Origin of the sequence: Methanolobus sp. (assembly GCF_016278385.1) — an archaeon.
GTDB lineage: Archaea > Halobacteriota > Methanosarcinia > Methanosarcinales > Methanosarcinaceae > Methanolobus.
On the sequence record NZ_JADQBY010000014.1, the window covers coordinates 85,820 to 105,264 of the forward strand.

Annotated in this window: 23 protein-coding genes; 15 read left to right on the forward strand and 8 right to left on the reverse strand. The window is 40.8% G+C overall.

Annotated elements, in window-relative coordinates; genetic code table 11:
- The first annotated feature begins 39 nt into the window (after positions 1–39).
- From QZZ23_RS06510 to QZZ23_RS06540, 7 genes are read left to right on the forward strand one after another with little or no spacing between them, the layout of a single operon-like run.
- A complete protein-coding gene (locus tag QZZ23_RS06510) occupies positions 40–1,563 on the forward strand; it encodes a methanogenesis marker 3 protein (protein ID WP_292468173.1) in 1,524 nt (507 codons plus the stop codon).
- Between the two features lie 2 nt (positions 1,564–1,565).
- Entirely contained in the window at positions 1,566–2,000 is a 435-nt protein-coding gene (locus QZZ23_RS06515) for a methanogenesis marker 6 protein (RefSeq protein ID WP_292467963.1), read from the forward strand.
- A gap of 9 nt (positions 2,001–2,009) precedes the next feature.
- Positions 2,010–2,471 carry a methanogenesis marker 5 protein gene (locus QZZ23_RS06520; protein ID WP_292467965.1) on the forward strand — a complete coding sequence of 154 codons (462 nt, stop codon included), beginning with the start codon at positions 2,010–2,012 and terminating at the stop codon, positions 2,469–2,471.
- Complete coding sequence (locus QZZ23_RS06525; RefSeq protein WP_292467967.1) at positions 2,468–3,709, forward strand: methanogenesis marker 15 protein; 1,242 nt, start codon at positions 2,468–2,470, stop codon at positions 3,707–3,709. Before QZZ23_RS06520 ends, QZZ23_RS06525 begins: the two co-directional genes overlap by 4 nt.
- A 5-nt stretch (positions 3,710–3,714) precedes the next feature.
- Positions 3,715–4,311, forward strand: coding sequence for a methanogenesis marker 17 protein (locus QZZ23_RS06530; protein ID WP_292467969.1), 597 nt, complete (start codon positions 3,715–3,717; stop codon positions 4,309–4,311).
- Positions 4,311–5,249 carry a methanogenesis marker 7 protein gene (locus tag QZZ23_RS06535; protein WP_292467971.1) on the forward strand — a complete coding sequence of 313 codons (939 nt, stop codon included), beginning with the start codon at positions 4,311–4,313 and terminating at the stop codon, positions 5,247–5,249. Before QZZ23_RS06530 ends, QZZ23_RS06535 begins: the two co-directional genes overlap by 1 nt.
- 31 nt (positions 5,250–5,280) lie before the next feature.
- A complete protein-coding gene (locus QZZ23_RS06540) occupies positions 5,281–5,745 on the forward strand; it encodes a carboxymuconolactone decarboxylase family protein (RefSeq protein WP_292467973.1) in 465 nt (154 codons plus the stop codon).
- A gap of 46 nt (positions 5,746–5,791) precedes the next feature.
- Here the strand turns inward: QZZ23_RS06540 and QZZ23_RS06545 are convergent, their stop codons facing one another.
- On the reverse strand, positions 5,792–6,715 hold the full coding sequence (locus QZZ23_RS06545) for a presenilin family intramembrane aspartyl protease PSH (RefSeq protein WP_292467976.1): 924 nt from the start codon (positions 6,713–6,715) through the stop codon (positions 5,792–5,794).
- 147 nt (positions 6,716–6,862) lie between these two features.
- Between QZZ23_RS06545 and QZZ23_RS06550 the strand changes: the two genes are divergently transcribed.
- The 3 genes from QZZ23_RS06550 to fen all read left to right on the forward strand — a co-directional run bounded on the left by QZZ23_RS06550 (position 6,863) and on the right by fen (position 8,662).
- Positions 6,863–7,186 carry a hypothetical protein gene (locus QZZ23_RS06550; protein ID WP_292467979.1) on the forward strand — a complete coding sequence of 108 codons (324 nt, stop codon included), beginning with the start codon at positions 6,863–6,865 and terminating at the stop codon, positions 7,184–7,186.
- Positions 7,187–7,290: 104 nt separating this feature from the next.
- Positions 7,291–7,605, forward strand: a complete 315-nt coding sequence (locus tag QZZ23_RS06555; RefSeq protein ID WP_292467982.1) for a hypothetical protein — start codon at positions 7,291–7,293, stop codon at positions 7,603–7,605.
- A gap of 40 nt (positions 7,606–7,645) precedes the next feature.
- Positions 7,646–8,662, forward strand: a complete 1,017-nt coding sequence (gene fen, locus QZZ23_RS06560; RefSeq protein ID WP_292467984.1) for a flap endonuclease-1 — start codon at positions 7,646–7,648, stop codon at positions 8,660–8,662.
- On the opposite strand, the gene gpmI is transcribed toward fen, so the two are convergent.
- The 5 genes from gpmI to QZZ23_RS06585 all read right to left on the reverse strand — a co-directional run bounded on the left by gpmI (position 8,659) and on the right by QZZ23_RS06585 (position 13,330).
- Positions 8,659–10,206 carry a 2,3-bisphosphoglycerate-independent phosphoglycerate mutase gene (gene gpmI, locus QZZ23_RS06565; protein ID WP_292467986.1) on the reverse strand — a complete coding sequence of 516 codons (1,548 nt, stop codon included), beginning with the start codon at positions 10,204–10,206 and terminating at the stop codon, positions 8,659–8,661. The two genes, fen and gpmI, sit on opposite strands and share 4 nt — an antisense overlap.
- A gap of 49 nt (positions 10,207–10,255) precedes the next feature.
- Positions 10,256–10,885, reverse strand: a complete 630-nt coding sequence (locus tag QZZ23_RS06570) for an MATE family efflux transporter (protein WP_292467988.1) — start codon at positions 10,883–10,885, stop codon at positions 10,256–10,258.
- Positions 10,886–10,920: 35 nt separating this feature from the next.
- Positions 10,921–11,604 carry an MATE family efflux transporter gene (locus QZZ23_RS06575; RefSeq protein WP_292467992.1) on the reverse strand — a complete coding sequence of 228 codons (684 nt, stop codon included), beginning with the start codon at positions 11,602–11,604 and terminating at the stop codon, positions 10,921–10,923.
- Positions 11,605–11,819: 215 nt separating this feature from the next.
- A complete protein-coding gene (locus QZZ23_RS06580; protein WP_292467995.1) occupies positions 11,820–12,149 on the reverse strand; it encodes a hypothetical protein in 330 nt (109 codons plus the stop codon).
- Positions 12,150–12,619: 470 nt separating this feature from the next.
- Positions 12,620–13,330, reverse strand: a complete 711-nt coding sequence (locus tag QZZ23_RS06585; protein ID WP_292467997.1) for a WbqC family protein — start codon at positions 13,328–13,330, stop codon at positions 12,620–12,622.
- 263 nt (positions 13,331–13,593) lie between these two features.
- Here QZZ23_RS06585 and msrB point away from each other — a divergent pair, with 263 nt between their 5' ends.
- Positions 13,594–13,992, forward strand: coding sequence for a peptide-methionine (R)-S-oxide reductase MsrB (gene msrB, locus QZZ23_RS06590; RefSeq protein ID WP_292467999.1), 399 nt, complete (start codon positions 13,594–13,596; stop codon positions 13,990–13,992).
- A 40-nt stretch (positions 13,993–14,032) separates the two neighbouring features.
- Here msrB and QZZ23_RS06595 read toward each other — a convergent pair whose 3' ends face one another.
- Positions 14,033–14,440, reverse strand: a complete 408-nt coding sequence (locus QZZ23_RS06595; RefSeq protein ID WP_292468002.1) for a hypothetical protein — start codon at positions 14,438–14,440, stop codon at positions 14,033–14,035.
- A gap of 125 nt (positions 14,441–14,565) precedes the next feature.
- Between QZZ23_RS06595 and QZZ23_RS06600 the strand changes: the two genes are divergently transcribed.
- Positions 14,566–14,853 (forward strand): DUF1294 domain-containing protein, encoded by a 288-nt coding sequence (locus tag QZZ23_RS06600; RefSeq protein WP_292468005.1) that lies wholly within the window; start codon positions 14,566–14,568, stop codon positions 14,851–14,853.
- 15 nt (positions 14,854–14,868) lie between these two features.
- Here the strand turns inward: QZZ23_RS06600 and QZZ23_RS06605 are convergent, their stop codons facing one another.
- Complete coding sequence (locus tag QZZ23_RS06605) at positions 14,869–15,228, reverse strand: carboxymuconolactone decarboxylase family protein (RefSeq protein WP_292468008.1); 360 nt, start codon at positions 15,226–15,228, stop codon at positions 14,869–14,871.
- A 59-nt stretch (positions 15,229–15,287) separates the two neighbouring features.
- On the opposite strand from QZZ23_RS06605, the gene QZZ23_RS06610 reads away from it, so the two are divergent.
- The 3 genes from QZZ23_RS06610 (at position 15,288) to QZZ23_RS06620 (ending at position 19,358) form a co-directional block, all read left to right on the forward strand.
- Positions 15,288–15,425 (forward strand): hypothetical protein, encoded by a 138-nt coding sequence (locus QZZ23_RS06610; protein WP_292468010.1) that lies wholly within the window; start codon positions 15,288–15,290, stop codon positions 15,423–15,425.
- 53 nt (positions 15,426–15,478) lie between these two features.
- On the forward strand, positions 15,479–16,516 hold the full coding sequence (locus QZZ23_RS06615; protein WP_292468013.1) for a DUF2278 family protein: 1,038 nt from the start codon (positions 15,479–15,481) through the stop codon (positions 16,514–16,516).
- Positions 16,517–16,874: 358 nt separating this feature from the next.
- Positions 16,875–19,358, forward strand: coding sequence for a PGF-pre-PGF domain-containing protein (locus QZZ23_RS06620; RefSeq protein WP_292468016.1), 2,484 nt, complete (start codon positions 16,875–16,877; stop codon positions 19,356–19,358).
- Positions 19,359–19,445 lie beyond the last annotated feature (87 nt).

The window sequence follows — 19,445 nt, forward strand, 5'->3', positions numbered from 1 at the left end:
ACGGAGGAGTTTGGCACGAGTGGCGAAATAACGATAGAGATCAATGGAAAGGAACTGAAATTACCAGAAAGTTCGACCCTTGAGGACGCCATTAAGGTGTCAAACGCACCTTATAAGAAGGGAACAGCAATTGGAATACTTATTGAAAAAGAGGATCTTAAATCACAGGCTTCAGTGGAATACCTTGTGAAAACATCCAAAGGTGAGTTTAAGATCGAACTTCTGGATGAATTCTCCTCTTCTTCAAAAAAATGGCACTCTATTTTTAATGAATTTACTGATGTACCTGTTCGCTGGATCAGTAAAGATGCTCTGGCATTCGGACCATTCAGCACGGATATGGAACCGGTCCGCAGCAGTACTGATATGGATAGGTTCACTTTGCTTTTTGGTGCAGGTGGCGGAGATGCTGCAAATACTCATATCATTATCAGCAAGACCAAACATGCTTCAGAGTATGGCGCTCCTGAAGATGGTGTTTTTGCAAGGCTAATAAGCGGCAAACATGTTCTCCGTGATCTTGTGAAGGGTGACAGGATACTATCAGTAGAGCCTGTAATTGAATGGGAAAAGGCAGGAGAACATATTTCTACAACTGATCTTTCAATAAAACTTACTGCTGGTTCAAGGATATTCACATACGTGGAAATTGAGATAGACCCTCTGTCTCCGGAAGGCGCTGAATTTTTATTTAGTGTCATCAAGGATGGGACTTTCCACATTGATTTTGTCTCATCTTCATTTATATCCGATCATCGTTTTCAGAGTGAGCTTGTAGCCTATGAAAATTTCGAACCACGATCCACTGGCTCTGTTTTTGTAAGGACCGTGGGATATGGAGCAGGAAAACTGTATATCTCAACGGATGACCGTCCATCTTCTATCATGCATTCTGTCATAGGGCATGTGGTAAAGGGTATCGAACTTGCCAGGATGGTGGAAAGCGGACAGAAGGTCATGGTGGAATCAATTCCTGATCCCATAATGCTTCTTGGTAAGACCAATGCTGATGCTGAAGATGAAATGAAATCTCTTGATATTGAGTTCATCAGGGAAGGTTATACGGCGGATGATGCTTTCATAGTCCAGCAAGTACCTGCGACAACAATCGGGATTCTGCAGGAAAAAAGGGTCACTGTGCAGGGGGTTGACCCTGAGATGCTAGTGACGATCGAACTTTACGATGATCTTGCACCCAAAACCCTTGCTTTCTTCAGGCATGCAGTTGGTTTGCAGTATCATCCTGTAGGTGTGCTTCCTATAATGATGACCTATGAAAATACTTACATCTTCAAAGCCGAAAAGCCGGCTGAGTCATACAAGGAGATATTCCCTGAAAATACTCCGAAAATGACGATAGCAGGTGAAATTGGCGTTACCAATCAGGCTGCTAAAAGAGCTGGTATGATAGGTGTCAAGACCATAGATGATGATCTTTTCGGGCCTGCAGGTGAAAGATTTTCAAATACTAATATTATTGGAAAGATACTTGAAATTGAGAAACTCAAGCATTTCAAGGATGGGGATATAATATATATCTTAGAGAGCAGCAAGGAGGAATGAGAATGGCTGAAGGTAATGAAGACGTCATAACAAAACTCGTTGTCACAGGTTCCGATAGTGTGTTGCCAATTGACGCTGCTATGCAGATATACGAATCTAATACTGATATTGTCATAAAAGAAACATGCTTTGGCACCATGGTCACAGGTCCCAGGGAAGCAGTGGACAAAGTGGTGAAAGAAGTTGTTGGCCTTGATAAGAATCATATCTTTGTAAAGGAGAGAGGTTTTCCTCCAGGGGATGAAAGACGTTGCCGTGCTTCCCGTGGTGGTGGGGCAAGGCCTGGTTTTTATTTCCTTAAGGAAGAGTCAATGATGCTTCCAATGATTGGAAAAGCCCTCGATAAATATGACAAAAACATCCCTCTCAAGGAAACCGAACACAAGAAACGGCTTGAATTGAAAGATCTTCAGGATATAATCGAATCCACCCAATGAGGCAATACAATGGCAAAAGTTATCATATACCCTACAAACAGTCTGATCCTTTCTGACCTTGTCCAGAGGTTCGGCCACAAACCCATTGCAATGATGGAAAAGATCAAAGAAAAGATATCAACTGTTGGTGTAGATTCACCTCCCCTGAATATCACTTCGGAAGAACCAAAAAGAGGTCTGAAATATGCGGCTGTAGAAGTCCCGGCAGGTGTCAGGGGCAGGATGGCGATAGTAGGACCCATGATCGAGCAGGCAGAAGCTGGTATAATTGTTGGTGAAACACCCATGGCATTTGGTTGTATGGGATGTGCCCGTACCAACGAGCTTACAAAATTCCTCATAAGGGACCGTGATATGCCAATCCTTGAACTTGATTTTCCGGAATCTGATGATGAGGGTCAGGAATTTGTTTACAAGATTGCTGAGTTCCTGAAATCATTGCCTGAAAAGACAGAGGTGGCAACAGAATGAAAGAGGAGGCCGTTGTAAAAGTTGCACTTATTTCATGTGGTTCTGAATATGCAGGCGTTCAAGGGGAGCTTGATTCAGTTGCAGCGAGTGTTAATGCCAAACTGATATATCCTGAGATTGATGTCAATGTCCTTGACACTATCGGAAAGGATTTTGGTCTGGAGGCTGCAAGTCCTGATCTTCGTCTTTTGATGGCAAGGGCAAAGGCTGTTGTGGAAGGCATCTCGGATGTCGATGGCGTATTCATCACTTCATGTTTCCGGTGTGCTGAAGCAGCTATAGTCCGAAACGAAGTGCGTCGCTACATTAACAAATACTCAACCCTTCCGGTTATAAGTTATTCTTTTACAGAGCGTACAACAGCAGCAACCCTGCTGACCCGTATGGAAGCTCTCACCACCATCGCAAGACGTCGCCACCTTCTTGCAAGAGAGAAACAAAGCGGACTCACCGCAGGTATTGATTCCGGTTCAACAACCACAAAGGCAGTCATCATGAAGGACAACAAGATAATAGGTTCAGGATGGGTGCCTACTATCAAGGTTATCGACAGTGCTACTGAAGCTTTCGATAAAGCTCTTGAAGAAGCTGGTGTCAAAAAGGAAGATATCCAGGCAATAGGTACCACAGGATATGGCCGTTTCCTGATAGGGGAGCACTTCAATGCCCAGCTCATCCAAGAAGAGATCACTGTCAACTCAAAGGGAGCTGTTTATCTTGCAGGTAAACAGAAAGGCTCTGCGACTGTAATTGATATTGGTGGAATGGACAATAAGGCGATATCCGTGGAAGACGGCATTCCAGGAATGTTCACAATGGGTGGTATCTGTGCAGGAGCATCCGGACGTTTCCTGGATATGACCGCAAAAAGGCTCGGTGTAGACATTACCGAACTTGGTGCCCTTGCTGTGAAGGGTATGCAGGAAAAGGTCGATATGAACAGTTATTGTATTGTTTTCGGTATTCAATCACTTGTTAACTCCCTTGCGAAAGGCTCAACTCCAGAGGATGTTGCTGCTGCTGCATGTCACAGTGTTGTGGAACAGATATTTGAGCAACAGCTTCAGGAAGTTGATGTTAAGGAACCACTGATCCTTGTAGGAGGTTCTTCTCTTATTGAAGGTGTTCCAAAGGCACTTGGTGAGTTGCTTAAGATCAATGTTCTTGTCCCTCCTAACTCTCACCTCATAGGTGCTGTTGGAAGTGCTTTGCTAGCATCAGGATACGTGGAGGAGTAATTCTTATGGAATCTCTTGAGACTTTCATTGTAGAGTCCACTGTTCCGGAAGAAGGTGATGCATACAAAGGCATAGTCGCTGATATCATTACAGAACTGGTTCTTGGTGGTGCTATTGGAAGAATAAAGGTTGTTGTAAGACCGGAAGATTCTCTTTACCTGATGGCCGTTATTCTCAGGGGTAGCCAGCCCACAGTGAAAGTATCTGATATGGCTAGTATCGAGGTATCCAATTATCTTAAAAATGAACTCACTATTTCTATTGAGCAGGAAAAGTATCTTCCGGATTTACTAGAAAAACTCTGGGCAAGGTATGGCCGTACCAAAGTATACCAGCCTGAAAGAAATACTCTGAAAATGAATGCTGAAGACGTAAACGCTGAGGTAGAGTTCCTTAAGGATATGGTGGTTGCAGACCCTCGCAGTACACTTCAATCAAGGCTGGTGGAAATGGCCATCAGGGCCACACCTGAAGGGTTCAGGGTTCGTTACCATTCAATGGACGGTCATAGATTTGTTTTTGCGGCAAGCGAGGATATCCTGAAACCTGAATGGATACAGGAAGCCCAGGACATTGCCAAAGAACTCATGGAGGATGAATAATGGCGGCAATACTGGAGCCATATATTTATGAGGGTGGTATACACAAGCATACTCTTATAACTGAACTTCTGGAGGACCTCGGAGGCTACTTGATTCAGAAAGTTCCGGCAGCTACGGAAGTTACACTTGTCATGCTTATTCCTAGGGATGATGTTCATCTTATTGAAGAGCTTGGAAAGAAGCTTCTGGGTAAACTTACCAGGGCTCCTCTTACAGGAACTGAAATTGCTATTGTTTCCCCCACGCTTGCATCCCACCATCTTCCTCATTCAGCATGTGATGTAGCTGAATTTATGCGCAGAGGTGGTTCTAATACAAATATGATAGGACTTGCAAGGGGAATGGGCAGAAGGGTATCTCTTTCTGACAACTATGAAAGGAAGCTTATCAATGAACACGATCTTGCGGTTTTTTCGTTTGGTACTTTCAGTGATTGTATCAAGAATAAGAAGCCAAAACTGCTGGAAGGCATAATCATTCCAAAAATAGTTGCAGGAGGTCCTATTGATCTTAAGACCGAAGATGTCGCAAACGCAGATCTGTATGTTGGCGGTATTGGAAGGGTAGCCCATCGTATGAGGAAAAGCGGGGAACTCAGTGCACTTGATATCCTGCTGGAGAAAGTTGTTGGAGTAGTGGAAAAAATGCGTGAGGATCTTGCAAAGGACCCTCTTGCTGTATTGCCTGCAAGGGTCATGAAAGAGATACACGAACAGATTCCTGAAATATTTGATGTATTCTCTCCTGCTCCTGTTACACTTCAGCTTGACGGGTTGCGTGTAAAGCTTCCATACGAGCAATTCCATGAAAAAGTGGAAGGTCTTGAGTTTGATGAGGGTGTAAAGCTTTCCGATATGGCTGATATCACTCTGTCAAAAATGAAAAATTATATATTGGTCAAGATCAAACGTGAATCTGAGGTGGGATTCACCGCATGATTTCCTGCCAGCTATTACTTATGGGGTTATTATGAATCTGAAAGAAATAAAGGAGATTCTCGACAAGGAGCCTAATGAGGCTGTCGAAGATATCCTGGCAGATGTTGAGAAGCGTTATGGTGAGATTCCTTACATAATTAATTTCATGAAGGATATGCCGGAACTTTTCGTATCACGCATGATATATGAGAATAGTGTCATGCGAGAGTTCAAACGCATGGATCCTAAGACTGTGGAACTCATCTGCATAGCTGTGGCATCAGCTCTGCGTTGTGAACACTGTATGAAGACTCATGTGAGGGTTGCTAAAAGACTTGGCATTTCAAAGGAAGAGATATTCGATTCAATTTTGATAGCAAGCACCATTTCAACAGCTGCTGTTCTTGCAGAGGGCACGCGTTCTGTGGATTCAGAGTTCAATGAATGCAATTCAGGGGGGTCTACTTCTAATTGTGCTATATGCAATATCAATTCCGAACTGCCGGAAGAGGATTAAAAAAAAACATAAGGCCTTTTGATCAAGGCCCTGTTTTTAAAAAGGATTAGTAGAAGGGTGTTCCCTGCCCGGAGGCCAGTACGCCCACTATGTATCCGAGTATGACACCACTGTTCAGAAATGGTAATCCTGCCTGTGGTTTTCCTTTCATGACCAGTATGGTCAATGCCATGAATCCTACGATTGTTCCTATCATTGCACCCAGTGCCGGATAGGATATGAATCCTATATAGTTCAGTGTTGCTTTCTGTACAAGGAATACATTTGCTGATACTACCAGTATGGTTGGCATTATAGCATCCCCAAGTCCCATGAAGAACGCTTCTCTCTCCTGCCCGTCTTCTTTTTTGAACGAGTCCTCAATGAATGAGTATTTTAGGTGTTTCGGGATTACGAACAATATGGGCAGGCGGAGGTCCATTACTCCTTCTGCAAGGTCTATCATGTGTTTTGTCTTGTAAACGGATATTGCATCATATATTGCAAGCAATAGAAGAAGCACTATTACTGGAAGAATGGATAATGATATTCCGAAAATGGCGCTGGCTCCTGCTCCTATTATAAGTCCCACAGTGTCGATAATGTACCATTCCGGGAACTTGTAGAGCAGTATTGTAAGGGCGGCTGCTAGCAGGCCGGATACGACATTGTTTGTCATTATTGACACATCTGCAATGGACAGCAAAGCGTAGAACACATAGTACATGGTAGCTCCTACTGCAAGTAATATGGTAAGCTGTATAATCCATTGCATGTTTCTTTTAATGGCCATCAGTAACAGGAATGTGAATACAAGGATGACTCCTATGTAATATATGGCATTTGCAGTTGAATCAGGGTTTTCAAATGCCTGCATATCATTTGCATCCATAGGGCTTGCTAAAAGCAGGGCTGTGATTTGTACTGTAAGTATGATGGCTGCCATCACAATCATTGGTAGATACTCTTTAATGCCTGTTTCTGAACTCAACGGTGCAACTCCATTTATATAAATTAACGCATATTATATATGTTTGTAGTAAATATCTTGTTCACTATTTAAGTGATTCTCTTTTAAAAAAATAAAGTTAAATAATATAAATAGCAAAACAGCCCATATTAGTAATGAGGGATTAGAATGGAAACCAGGGACATATTATTTTCAGTTGTAATGGTAGTATCTTCATTTGTATTAACATATGAGTGGCTTGGAAGGTTCAAATACAGTCCGGCAAATGCCTTGATCATATTGGCCGCCATGGTCATGGTGGGTGCACTTGCTGCGATGATCCTGTCTGTTGACATCCGTCTTCGCAAGATTGACCATATGCTTGAGGCAAAAGAACGTTCTTTAAGGATAAATATCCAGAGTGTTGAGAATAATCTCAATTCCAGGATGAATGAGGTTATTATAAAGATGGATGATATCATAGACTCCATGGACAGGACAAGGTACAGGTAAACAGTTAATAATAATATATACAGTTGTATTTTAATCCCGAAAACCATATTAACTAGGTTGCTGTAGGATGTAGAGATATATTTCTCTCTATAAGAGGTGCGTACATGCGCATTAATTTAGAACCGATAGGTATAATAAAGAAAGCCGGAAAATGTTCTGAAATTTTAATCTACTCTGACTTTGAGCAGCTTGTGAAGAACGTGATGTCAAAGTTAGGTAAGAATAATGGTGATCAGCATAGCCTTGTGGTAATTCACAAAAATAAAGATTCCAGTGACCTCCACCAGGTGCAGATAACGAAGACACAGTTTATTGATAGGGTGGGAAATATTCTCAAAGTAGGAAAGATAGATGCGAATGACGATTCTGTTATTGATGTAAGACTTGAGTGCAATGGACTTATAACACGTGAATTTTGAGTGGTTTTAACTCACTTAGATACTATTGATATGGTTTTATATGGGTGTTGATATAGGAGAGCTCCTTACGAGGAGTACGATTGAGGTATCTGACCTTTCTTTAGATATTGTGGCGATAGACGCCTTTAACACACTTTACCAGTTCTTAAGTATTATACGGCAGAGAGATGGTACTCCCCTTAAAGATTCGCAGGGTAATGTTACCTCTCATCTGTCAGGCATCCTTTACAGGATGACAAACATTGTGGAAGCAGGGGTAAAACCTGTTTTTGTTTTTGATGGCAAGCCTCCTGAGTGGAAATCATCCACAATTCAGAAACGTACTGAAACCCGCGAAAATGCAAAGATAAAATGGGCAGAGGCAAAGGAAAAAGGACTTGCAGAAGAGGCATATAAGTATGCTCAAGCATCCTCAAAGGTTGATGCTGTAATCGTTGAAGATTCCAAGAAGCTGCTAACTGCAATGGGCATCCCGTATGTGGATGCGCCTTCAGAGGGAGAGGCACAGGCCGCATACATGGTTAAGAAAGGCGATTCCGACAAAATAGCCTCCCAAGACTATGATTCCCTGCTATTTGGTTCTCCTCTGGTTGTCAGGAACCTGACAGTATCAGGTAAGAGGAAGCTCCCGAAAAAGAATATCTACGTTGATGTGAAACCTGAAACAATCAACCTTAAGGAAAGTCTGGATGTACTGGAGATAAGTCATTCACAGCTTATTGATATTGCTCTTTGCGTGGGCACTGATTATAATGAAGGACTTGAGGGCGTAGGTCCAAAAACAGCCCTTAAATTAATAAAGGAATACGGAACGATAGAAAAGGTTCTTAAAGCAAAAAGCATTAAAATTCCACATATTGAGGAAATAAAAGAGTTCTTTAAATCTCCTACTGTAACAGATGACTATTCCCTGAAGTGGAAAAAACCAGATTCACAAGCAGTAGTATCTTTCCTGTGCGCAGAACATGATTTTTCAGAGGACAGGGTGACAAAGGCTCTGGAACGCCTTGAAGCTTCTTCCGGAAGCGGCCAGAGCACCCTTGATAAGTGGTTCTAATCTTGCGTTTTAATGAGTGATATTCCTGTCATCGATTCAGGCTTTTCGATATCCAGTATTTCCAGCATTGTAGGGGCAATATCTGAAAGTTTTCCATCCTGGAGTATCATTTCTTCCTGTCCATTTACCAAGAGGCACATCACGGGGTTGGATGTGTGTGCAGTATGTGGTTTTCCGGTATTGTAGTCAATCATTTTTTCAGCATTGCCGTGGTCTGCAGTTATTATGGCAGCACCCCTTTTTTCAATAATTGCCTCTACTATTTTTCCCACACATTCATCTATAGTCTCAATGGCCTTGATGGCTGCATCAACAATTCCTGTATGGCCTACCATATCCATGTTGGCAAAATTGAGAATAATAACATCATAATTATCAGAGCGTATCTTCTCTACAAGTTCATCAGTGACCTCATAGGCACTCATCTCCGGTTTAAGGTCATATGTGGCAACATCTGGCGATCTTATCATGCATCTGTCCTCGCCTTCGTTCTTCTCTTCCACACCACCGTTGAAGAAAAATGTCACATGGGCATACTTTTCAGTCTCAGCTATACGGAGTTGTTTTTTGTTATGCCTGCTTAGCACTTCTCCGAGCGTGTCTTCTATTGCCTCAGGTGGAAATGCAATCGGTACATCGAGTTTTTCGTCATATTCTGCCATGCAGACATAATGGACATCAGGTGCTACTTTTCTCTCAAAACCATCAAAATCCCTGTCAACAAATGCGTATGTCATCTGTCTTGCCCTGTCCGGACGGAAGTTGAAGAAAATAACTGAGTCCTTGTTTTTGACAGTTGCAATAGGTTTTTCATCCCCATCTGTGATAACAGTTGGTTTGACAAACTCGTCATTCTCGCCCCTGTCATAGGCATGGCTAACTGCTGATACTGCGTCCTCAGCAAGGATTCCCTCGCCAAGTGTGAGTGCATCGTATGCCAGTTTAGTACGTTCCCATCGCTTATCCCGGTCCATTGCATAATACCTGCCACTGACTGTCGCAGTCTTTGCTATACCTGTACTTCTGCAGAACTCCTCATGAGCTTTCATATCCTCAAGGGCGGTCTGTGGGGGAACATCCCTTCCATCCAGGAATGCGTGGATGTAAACTCTTTCAAGGCCTTCATTTTTTGCCATTTCCACAAGAGCTCTCATGTGGTCCATATGGCTGTGTACGCCACCGTATGAGAACAGTCCCATAAGGTGCAGTGAGGAGTCATTTTGCTTTGCCTGCTCCATTGCTTCAAGAAGCACCTGGTTTTTGAAAAAAGAACCTTCTTTAATGTCTTTGTTGATACGTGTGAGATCCTGATAAATTATCCGGCCTGCACCAATGTTAAGGTGGCCTACCTCAGAGTTCCCCATCTGTCCTGCAGGAAGTCCTACACCTTCTCCTGAAACTTGTAGTAAGCATGTGGGATATTTCTCTATCAGTGAGTCAAGTACAGGGGTATTTGCAGCCATAACTGCATTCCCATGCTTTTCTGTGGTGTATCCCCAGCCATCAATTATCATCAGTAAAAGTGGTCCGTTCTCATATGACATGGATTGTAGAATTGTCCTGAAGGTTTTTAAATGCGTTGTCTTACTTTCCTTAGGATGCGATACTTTCACCCATGTTTGTTAATATTTTGAATTCCCTGAGCACCATCACAAGAGTTAGGAGAAATGAAAGACTGTCTGATAATGGAAATGCCATCCATACACCGGTTAGCTGGAAGAAATGGGGAAGTATTATGACCAGGGGTATCAGGAACAATAATTGGCGACTCATGGCAAGCACAAAGGACGGACGTGTTTTTCCTATGGCCTGGTAGAGGGATGCTCCAACTACCTGAAAACCTACAAGTGGCAGTGCCATTACCATTATGCGTGTTGCAGATTTTCCCGATGAGATCAGTTGCTGGTCTGTGGTAAATATACTGAACAATTGTTCAGGGAAAACAAGTAGCAGTGCGAATCCAAGGATTACCATGGCAGTTGTGATGAGCATTGATAGTTTTACTGAATCCATCACACGGGAAAAGTTTCTGGTGCCATAGTTGAATCCGACAATCGGTTGCAATCCCTGTACAATACCATACATTGGCATGAAAGTGAACATGAATCGGTTGGCGACACCAAATAGTGCTATGGCAACGTCACCTCCTCCATAGGCAAGGAGTATGTTGTTCAGTACTATTACCATAAGGCTGCTTGATGCATTTCTTGCATGGGGGCTCATTCCTATTGCAATGCTTTCCTTTGCAATGTCCCATTTTATTTTAGGTATTTAGTATGGAATCTGAGACTGGAGTTTCCTGATGCAAAATACCACACGAGGAACAAAGCTCCGGTTATCTGAGCAATAACAGTTGCAATAGCTGCTCCTTTTACTCCCAATCCAAAACCGTAAATATGCAGTGGTTCAATTATAATTCCGAGCTTATTTGCGAGAAAATTGAATTCTATATCTCCTGAATTGAAGATGAACAGAGGGTCAATTATGATATTCACAAAGGCTGAAATAAGCATTGTATACATTGCTACTTTTGCATTTCCTTCCGAACGCACAACGTTGTTCATTGACAGGGTAAACATGAAAAATATTGATCCGTAGAGTATTACGCTCAGGTAATCTACGGCATAAGGCATGATTGTGTCAGTAGCCCCGAACAACCGTAGTATGGGTGTGATGAATACGCTTCCAACTATGCATATGAATGCACTTGTTATCAGTACCATGAAGAGCACATTCCCCATTACGTTCTCAGCTCTGTCATGGTTCTTTTCACCGAGACTGCGTGATATCATGGACGCTCCACCTATTCCTATAGCAAGGGCTGTCGCCATAATTATCATCATGACAGGGAACGCAACTGCTATTCCCCCTATGGCCTGTATACTGTTATCACCAAGTGCCTGTCCTACAAAAGCAGTATCTACCAGGTTATAGAGTGCCATGACTAACATCCCTACTGTGGCGGGTGCAGATAGTTTGAAAAGGAGCTTGCCTATGCTTTCGTCAGCTAATAATCTACTTCGTTTGTGCAATGAATGTGGCTTCTTCCCTGAAAAGAGGGATGCAACTAATAGACAGGATATTTGTATTTATCTTTTTCTTTCATTGTGTATAGACACTTTTTCCCGGTTTATTTATATGTGTTTATATTCCTGATTTAAGCTGTCCCTATATGTTTGAGCATAAGGTTGAACAGAAGCAGGAGGTTGCTTTCAAAAAAGATAATCTCACTGCTGCTTCTATCCTTACCGGTTGCAGTAAGCAGGGTGAACTCGAGGTCCTTTTCAGCTTCAATGCGTATTCTTGAATAAGGATCCAGAGTTTCAGTTCTTTCATCTGATATGGTCCTGGCAACTGAAAATGGGTCCAGATATTTGTTAACCCAACAATTGAGTTCCTTTCTGTATCTTACAGAAAGGGACATGTTCTTTATTCTCTTCAATGCACTCTGCTTGTTGTCTTCATAGTATGCTATCCAATCAGACATTGAATCTCCCCTTTATTTTCCCGAATAATTGAACTAATCCAATGAATTAATTTGTTAGTTCTGCAATATTAACTTTCTCAGAAATAATATATATATTTATCTCCCTATTTTATCATGGACTGTGAGTTTATCCAATTATTTCCAGAAACTTCTTTCTTTAAATCTGTCCTGTATTTCTGTAATAACTAGCAGTTGATATGCTACTAACTTAATCGAAAATAGAGTTTTATTCATGAGGCAGGCCAAATTTGTTATATTTGTAGCTACTGTGCCTCCCAAAATAAAAGTAGGGGAGTTTATGAAACAGAATCGGTATTTAATCTGAAATTCTATTAGACGGCTTCAAGTTGTGCAACAACTATACGCTAGTTTCCCTCCTGCACAGAGACAAGCAGATATGCAATAGCGGGTAACTCTCTCAGACGATATAATTCTGTTTACAACACCTATTTTATCACAGGTATTTGAGATTACTGATGTATAATATCATAACAATTCAAGTAATGTTTGATGTTGTCCAGAGAATTGAACATCATGACGTCAACTATTGATAAGGAGGGTATAAACTCACTATTAAATTGTTGATATTCAATATTTTGCGTATTTATAAAACCAAGTTCAATTCCCTCTGATTCAAAAAACTCACTCTTGTAAAGTTCAAGTCCGCCAATTGGATTCAAATATGAAGTGGCTGACATTTTTTTGCATATTTCGAGAACTTTATGTTCACGCTTTAAAGAATGATCCATATCTATAGTTGATAAAATAGTAATTTCAGTATCTATCTCCAGATATTTTGAAACTGTTTTTATGGAGTTTAATAGGAAGTCAAACAGATTTTGTTCTTCACAGTAAATACATTTTTCTATTATTGGCATAGCCTGTTCAAAGTATGGTGCTTTGAGGTAAGCCGCTTTTATTCTTCGGAAAAGCTTGTCTGCATCTTTTTCAAAATATTGCTCTGATATTTGTATATCGCAAATATTTGAATAATTAGAACCAGATTTAACAGGTACACTAAAAACGTCCTCTTTTCCATTATTCAAAAATCGATTGCGCCTCATCCACCCTTTTTTAGTGAATTGTAGGTTGTCACCAATTACAAAATTATCAACTACATTCAAAAGTTGCCAGTAACCAATATATGGCAAGAAGTATGGTTGCATTATACCCAATTTCATCTAAATTCTTCCGTTTTTACCATGTAAAGTAGTAAGAATTCACACAATAATTTTCACAATAGTACATATTTACTGAAAGTATGTCTGACAAATGTATATGTACTTTACGGCAGACAAGAGTGTCCAGGAAGAGAGTTTATCTAATTAGTTCCATAAACTTCTTTTCCTAATTAGAAAGCTCCAATGTAATTTTTGTGAATTATCTGCTGGTTCACGTCATCTATTTATGTTAATATGGGCATTTTTTTATGGGGAGTTTGAAAATGGAAGGATCTATAAAGAAGACTGATGAGCAGTGGAAGGATACACTGACCAAGGACCAGTTTATCGTACTGCGCCAGAAAGGCACAGAAGCACCTTTTACGGGTAAGTACTATGCAAACAAGGAGAAGGGCACTTATCTGTGTGCAGCATGTGGGCAGAAGTTATTCAGCTCGGACACCAAATATGATTCGGGAAGTGGATGGCCAAGTTTCTTCAAACCTGTATCTGAGGGAAAGGTCGCACTCAAAGAAGATAATAGTAATTTTATGAAGAGGACGGAAGTTGTATGTAGTCGATGCGGAAGTCATCTGGGTCATGTTTTTGATGACGGACCTGCGCCTACAGGGGAAAGGTTCTGTATAAATTCGGTTTCACTGGATTTTAAAAAAGAAGATTGAATTATTTGAAATAATTATTTGAGGCCAGAAAGCCTCAAACTTATCTGACTGTTACTGTGAGTGTCATATCAGGATAATCATCTACACTGAATGTGTAGGTGCCACTTTCAATGAAGGTGTATGTGTACACATCGTTTGAATCCATTTCATGAGCTTCAAATAGGCCGTCATCACTAACAAGCACATAGGTGTTCTGTGGTTTGTAGTTTCTCCAGGCTATGGAATCCCCTCTGTTAATCTCAAGTTCAGAAGGTTTCATCATGCCATAATATTCCATCCTTACAGCGTAGTCCTGTGCTTCACCAACTATTGGTTCTGAATCTGTGGCTGCATCTGTAGTTTCTTCTACTTCATCTACTGCAGTATCTTCTGTATTATCTGTACATCCACTAACAAGCACACCTGCAAGCATTAGTATTGTAATCAATATCAGCCATTTTTTTGTCATATTTTGCCACCCTATTCTATTTCTATAATTATTGTTAAATTGGCATTTTCCCGGTTATACTTACTGTTTGCTTCAGTAGGTGTTTTCCGGGATAAATTTATACATCATATCGTGAAATAAAAGCTATGGACACATCCTTTATATTTTTTACGTATTTGATGCTCGTAAATTTAGCAGGCTTTGCCATTATGGGAATTGACAAGAAAAAAGCTAAAAAAAATGAGTACAGGATACCTGAAAAAACCCTTTTTATGTGGGCTATTGTTGGCGGCAGTATTGGTTCTATAATTGGAATGTACTTTTTCCGTCATAAGACCAGACATCTATCTTTCCAGATAGGAATGCCTTTGATCCTGTTGGTCCAGATATACATTTTTATTCGTTTTATGATTCCACTTTATGTTCTGAGCTGATGCGTAAGGTGGAGTTTAGAACTCCAACCTTTCCATTTCTTTTAGTATTTTCGGGGTGAAATCGGTAAAGTTCTGTATTCCGCCAGTCCATGCTGCGATCATCATGGCATCTTTTACTTCCTGAGCAGTTGCGCCAAACTTCTTCAATCTCTGGAGTATCTTTACGGCACTCTCTGTCTTCAGGTTAGAGCAGGCAATGGTAAAAACGAGTAAATGCTTGTCTTTCTTGGAAAGCCCGTTCTCCCTTTCAGCCCATACGGCACTGTAGAATCCGGCCAGTGCATCTGCAAATCCGTCATCCAGTTTTTTCGCATACACAACAGACCTTGGCTGGAATCCTTTGACATCTAATGCATCATTTTTTTCTTCTGACATATTTATCAATAGATATCTGGCAGGAAATGATTTAATGCTTTCTTTGCAAATCATTTCACATGCAGGATAGGAATGATTTCCATGACATTCCTGATAAAGGAGTCTATTACCTTGTATTTAAAAACAGGGATTGCACAGTTGCTGCAATAGTTCTCAAAAATATTGAATGTATGATTGTTCATTTTAAAGAGGATTGAGTTAACAGTTCATAATAGAAAACCTTTAATTCAGGCGCAGAGTAAGTTTCATCATGTCTCTGGAAAATTATAGTGTCTTAAAAGGGAAAATCAAGGACTGCAAATGTGGGAAAGGCAAGTATGATCATTATCAGATACTTGTTCATGATGGAAAAAATGAGCATCGCATTGCTGTTAATGTCAGTTCAAAGGTCTCTCCTTCTGATCTGCTGTATTTTGTTGATGATAATTTTAGTCACCCAATGACTGAAAAGCTTGAAAAGCTTGAAATGGGGCACAAAAGACTTGATGATACTAGAAGGGATATACGCCTTGATTATATTCGTGGCGGCCTTTTTGATGCTTCAAAGATGGTACCTTTAAAGTGCGATGTCCCCGGTCCTTTAAATGACCTTAATGACCTCATACAGAAATATGTGAAGCAAGCTATTCGAATGAGCAGCAGCATGATATATGCTTTTGGTGAAAGATGGGGTCCGGAATCATTCCTGCCGGACAGCTTTTTTGGTTTCAGACCTGGCAGCGGTATTCATGATGTCCATATGAATCAGGGTAATTCCAAGAAGTGGCAAGGTGACGATGCTCCTAATCAGGATGGTGGCTTGCTAATTCATTTGCCGGAAGAGAACAGGTGGGTAGCTATTTTCCTGGCATTCCAGTCCCAATGTTTCGATACAGATGATCTAACTGGTCATTGCCTGTCGAATGCACACAGGATTGTCTCAGAACCTTGCTATGAAATTGAGCAAATCCCGGAAAAGACGGTTTTAGGGGGTTCCGTGAAAATAGTCGGAGCACTTGTCGATCCAATAGGTGTTGATGCGGGCAAAGAAGCAGTTACCATTTTCAATGCTTCTCCGAATGAAATTGATCTTGATGGCTGGTTTATTCAGGACGGACATGGGAGAAAATCCTTGCTTAAAGGTGATATTACTGCAGGTTCTGGTACACGCGTACTGCTTTCTGGGAAAGGTGTAATACTTTCCAATAATGGAGGCCAGATCAGTCTTTACGATAATAAGGGTGCATTGATGCATGAGGTAAAATATACTAGCAGGGAAGTCAGATCAGGCTGGACCCTTGTCTTCTGACTTTGACATTTTTTCTATTTTCCTTTTTCTTTTTATTGCATGCTTCCTTGGTTCTAGACAACAGTGTGAAGCTTAAGTCTTCTATCTTTATACAGATTCACAGGTATGCGTGGACTAAGATATCATTATCATTATCATCATCATTTTAATTTAGTTAGAACGTTTTTGGCAAGTTATATATAGTCATTTTACATTCCTAAAAGAAATCTAATCTGTCATATGTTGGGTATATTTGATGGCAGAGGTGGCACACAATATGAAAACGTTGGATATAGGCGCGCAAGCTATTATTTCTTATATTGGAAAGTTGACATTTTCAGCAAAGTTACTATGCATATTTACAATTTTACTTCTTCTAATGAGTAGCATTGCATCTGCAGATGATACTATTATAACTGTGGATGATGATGGCGCAGCAGATAATATAAGTCAGGTTCTTACTGCAAAAATTAACTATATTTCTCCTCATGATTTTCCTCAAGGTACCAAGGTAAGATTTTCAGGGACAGGCAATGCATCATATGGTGAAATTGTTGGATATAAATGGACCTCCTGTCGTAACGGGGTATTGAGTTCGTCTGACAGCTTTAGCTTAAATACTTCGAATCTTAAAATTGGTGGACATACTATCTCTTTCAGTGTCAAGGGTGACCAGGGAGAATGGTCAGAAGTAGCCATTGGATATATTCACGTTCTTGTAGCCCCGTCTGCGACCATCACTTCAATTAGTCCTAATCCTGCTACAGAAGGAACAGAAGTAACATTTGTAGGAAATGCAATAGACCAGGATGGAACGATAAAGGCATACAGCTGGAAAATTGATGGAAATCAAATCAGCAACCAAGCAACGTTCACGAATTCAGATATTTCAGTAGGAGATCATACGGTAGCATTCAGTGCAATGGACAATAACAGCCTATGGTCAGAAGAAGTAACAAAAACACTTAAAATTACTGAAGTTCAAAATATAGCACCAGTAACAAACATTGTATCAATTAGTCCTAATCCTGCGACAGAAGGTACGGAAGTAACATTTACAGGAAATGCAACAGACCAGGATGGAACAATTGCAGCATACCTATGGACAGTAGATGGAAACACGGTAAGCACAAACGAAACTTTCACGAATTCAGATATTCCAATCGGAGAACATACGGTAGTATTCAGTGCAATGGACAATGACAATGAATGGTCAGAAGAAGTGAACACAATTCTGACAGTTACCGAAACTCCAAATATTAAACCAGTAACACACATTGTATCAATTAGTCCTAATCCTGCATATGAAGGTACGGAAGTAACATTTACAGGAAATGCAACAGACCAGGATGGAACAATTGCAGCATACCTATGGACAGTAGATGGAAACACGGTAAGCACAAACGAAACTTTCACGAATTCAGATATTCCAATCGGAGAACATACGGTAGTATTCAGTGCAATGGACAATGACAATGAATGGTCAGAAGAAGTGAACACAATTCTGGCAGTTACCGAAACTCCAAATATTAAACCAGTAACAAACATTGTATCAATTAGTCCAAATCCTGCCACAGAAGGTACGGAAGTAACATTTTCAGGAAGTGGAAATGATACAGATGGTACAATTGCAGCTTATAACTGGACATCCAGCATTGATGGTAACCTTAGTAACTCTGCAAGTTTCAGTACCGCAGATCTCACAGTAGGTACTCACACCATTTACTTCAGTGTCTGTGACAATAATGGAGAATGGTCTTCTAAAGTATCCAAATCCCTGACCGTCAACAAAGCTCCGGTCCAGAAAGGTGACGATTCAGCATCTGCTGTGTTTGTAAGTGTAAGTCCTGCAAGTGGTTCCACACTTGCTGCAGGTACAAGTTCTGCCAATATCATTTTCAACTACAATGATACTGAAACTGGAGTTAATACTGATTCCGTGGTATTCATATTCGATTATGTTGACGTAACTGATGATGACAATGTAACCATTACAAGCACCTCTGCTCAGTACAATGCAATCGGTCTTTCTGCAGGAAGTCATATTGCATCTGTGTACGTTGTGGATACTGCAGGTAATTCAGCTACATTCTACACAAACTTCACGATAGCTGAAAAGAGCAGTTCCATTTCCTCATCCGGTTCTTCTTCCAGCTCTTCCTCCTCCGGTGGCGGGGGCGGTAGTGGAGGCGGCACAACTGGAGAGAAGTACGAGAATGTTCTTGTAAAAGAAGTGGAAAGCATATTTGTCATTAAAGGCTCGCATGTCAGTTACGAGTTTACTGATGAGGGCAATGCTATTTCCTCAGTCCAGTTTGATTCCCTGAAGAACTCCGGATCGATACAGACGATTATTGAAGTAGTGAAAGACAGATCATCGTTCGCAAAAACCGATGCTCCTGGGCAAGTCTATCAGCAGATGAATATCTGGGTAGGCAAGTCTGGATTTGTAAGACCGGAAAATGTTGAGGACCTGCTTATTACCTTCAAGGTTGAGAAATCCTGGCTGACAGAGAACAACATCGAAGCTGACACAGTAATGCTGTATAAGTATGCAGACAGTTCCTGGAATAAACTATCAACCACTGTTACCGGAGAAGACGATGAGTACGTGTACTTTGAGAGTGAAACTCCTGGTTTTTCACCATTTGCAATAGCATCTGAAAGCGAATCTGAGTCTGCTGGAGATGATACATTGCAATCTGTGGTTGATGATATTGCAGGTTCTGTTGCAGCAGAAGAACAGGTGTCTGAAGTAGAAACAACATCCAATGGCTTTAGCACTACAGGTATTTTGCTTATACTGGGACTTCTTGTAGCAGTTCTTGTAGGCGGATATATTCTGTACGGGAAACGAAACTAAAACTTCGTTTCCATTTCTCTTTTGATTAGATTTTTGTTTCACTTTGAATTATTTCTATCCCAAGTTTGACAGTCAAAAGTAATAAAT